This is a genomic window from Vicinamibacteria bacterium, from assembly GCA_035620555.1.
Lineage (GTDB): Bacteria > Acidobacteriota > Vicinamibacteria > Marinacidobacterales > SMYC01 > DASPGQ01.
In genome coordinates, this window is the sequence record DASPGQ010000181.1 from 1 (window position 1) to 2,091 (window position 2,091).

Below are 2,091 nucleotides of genomic sequence, written 5' to 3' on the forward strand. Positions count from 1 at the left end.
ATTGGGCACCGATGCTCTTTCTCGGCGGCCTTCCGCGAACCAGCACCTGCGGGGGCGTTGGCCTCGTTATTACACAAATCCAGTTCAGCGGCGGCCGCGCACAGCGCCTGAATGGCCATGCATCGGGCCGGTGCTTCGGCACGGTCGCGGGCACATTCGAACTGCAGCGTGCTTTTTGAGTGGTCCCTGGGGCATCCGCGTCCACGATGGCTCCAGGATTGAAAGCCCGCCCCTGAAGACGAAGTACGCGAGTCTCGAGGTCTAGGAGAGCGCCCCGAATTCGCAGGGCATCGTCCTTCTCATCGCTCTCAACATTCTCGGTGGCTACGACCTCGAGGCGCTGGCGCAGGGAAGGGCCTGTCCCTCCGTCACCGGGGCCAGCTCAGCGCTTACATTCGCCCGATGGGCGGCAAGGTGCCCTCGATCTACGGCCCGTCGGAAGACGATCCCGGGCAATAGCCTGGTGGATCGTGTCGAGGTCGAGACTCCCGGGCGTCGGGCGTAGTTACTCCCGCCATTCGCGATGATGTTTGTGATCTGGAACCACTGCTCTCGGGTTGACAAAGGTAGCTTCTGGAAGCTACCTTCTAACCATGCGAGCGGTGGGGCTGAAAGTGCTCAAAAACAGGCTGAGCGAATATGTACGTCTCGCCGCATCGGGCGAGACGGTGCTGGTGACCGATCGGGACAGAGTCGTGGCCGAGCTCGTGCCTCCGAGAGAAGAGCGCAGCCCGATCGTCGCGGACGCGTTTCTCGCTGACGCCGTCCGCAGCGGATGGGTGACGCCACCGACAGTTCACAGTGAGGAGCCCCCACCGCGCCTACCGGTCGCCCCTGTGAACGCGGTGCTGGGGGGACTGGACGAGGATCGTTCGGATCGTTGATCTACGTCGACACCTCGGTGGTTCTTGCGCATCTGCTTGGCGAGGGTCATGCTACGCCGCCATCGATGTGGGCTCAGCTTCTCATCTCGAGCCGGCTACTCGAATACGAGGCATGGACGAGGATTCATGCGATGGACCTCTCGGGATCGCACGCTGAACCGTTGCGACTGCTGCTCGGGCGTCTCGCCTTCGTCGAGTTGGCCCAACCGGTATTGGCGCGAGCACTCGAGCCATTTCCCGTGCCGGTTAGGACTCTGGATGCGCTTCACCTTGCTTCGTTGGATTTCTTGCGACGTCAAAAGCAAGACGTCGAGCTTGCGACGTATGACAAGCGCATGCAGCATGCCGCTGAGAGAATCGGTGTCCCGATCTTCGATCTGACGTAAGCCCAATGGGCTCTTCGAACGATGTGCCTGCGGGTTGATCCGCCGCACCGTCACATTCTCGTGGCCAGCTCGTCGAAATATACGAGTCCCTCGCGCGCCAACATGCGCAGGAAACGTCCTACGCGCTCCTCGGCGGGCTCGCACTCGCTCCCGAACTCGCGGCGAACGACGGTCGCGATCTCCCAGGGCGTCCGCTTGCCGTCGATCTGGCGCCAGCAGAAGCTTCCGAGCGCGTCGAGGCGCAGTCGCTTGGCGGCGAGGAGGTAGCCGAGCCCGTCGATCAGCCCGCGGAGCGAGCGCGCGGCGGGCCGCGGACGAACGAGCACCACCAGGCCGTCGCGCTCCGTCCAATCCGCGGCTCGATGCGGTGTCAGATCGAGGACGTTCAATCGGTCTTGGTGCTCGGCAGCCCTCCCATGCGCATCTTGGTGAACGGAACCCATACGAGAAGGTACAGGAGCGCGGGATAGACGACGAGCCCGAGCCAGTAACGAGGTGTGATGCCGGCGGTCACGCTCTGTCGAAGCTCGGTAAGGCTCGGGACGAAGTCGCTGCCCAGAACGAGAAACGCGAGGAGCACCGCCATGAGCGACTCGCCGGCAATGAAGCCGGACGAGAGGAGTGTCCCGACGTTCTCGGCGCGAATGCGCTCGTTCTCCGAAGCTCGTTTCCACCTCAGAAGCGCGTCGAGCATACTCCGCAGGACACCGCCGGCGAAGATCGCCGCCGTCGATTCGAACGGAAGGTACATTCCCACGGCGATGAGCATGGGCGAGGGCGCCTTGATCAGAATCAGCGCGAGCGCCAGGAACATTCCCACG

Annotated in this window: 4 protein-coding genes; 2 read left to right on the forward strand and 2 right to left on the reverse strand. The window is 63.3% G+C overall.

Annotated elements, in window-relative coordinates; all coding sequences use genetic code 11:
* Positions 1–593: 593 nt before the first annotated feature.
* Both VEK15_06965 and VEK15_06970 read left to right on the forward strand, forming a co-directional pair.
* Positions 594–884, forward strand: coding sequence for a type II toxin-antitoxin system Phd/YefM family antitoxin (locus VEK15_06965; GenBank protein HXV60414.1), 291 nt, complete (start codon positions 594–596; stop codon positions 882–884).
* Entirely contained in the window at positions 881–1,270 is a 390-nt protein-coding gene (locus VEK15_06970; protein ID HXV60415.1) for a PIN domain-containing protein, read from the forward strand. Before VEK15_06965 ends, VEK15_06970 begins: the two co-directional genes overlap by 4 nt.
* Before the next feature lie 50 nt (positions 1,271–1,320).
* On the opposite strand, the gene VEK15_06975 is transcribed toward VEK15_06970, so the two are convergent.
* Both VEK15_06975 and VEK15_06980 read right to left on the reverse strand, forming a co-directional pair.
* Complete coding sequence (locus tag VEK15_06975) at positions 1,321–1,659, reverse strand: PqqD family protein (GenBank protein HXV60416.1); 339 nt, start codon at positions 1,657–1,659, stop codon at positions 1,321–1,323.
* The coding region (locus tag VEK15_06980; GenBank protein HXV60417.1) for an OPT/YSL family transporter at positions 1,656–2,091 on the reverse strand (436 nt) is incomplete at its 5' end. The genes VEK15_06980 and VEK15_06975, both read right to left, overlap by 4 nt.

What these genes read in the sequence shown, in the direction of transcription:
- VEK15_06965 (HXV60414.1), top strand. Translation starts at nt 594, where the DNA reads ATGCGAGCGGTGGGGCTGAAAGTGCTCAAAAACAGGCTGAGCGAATAT.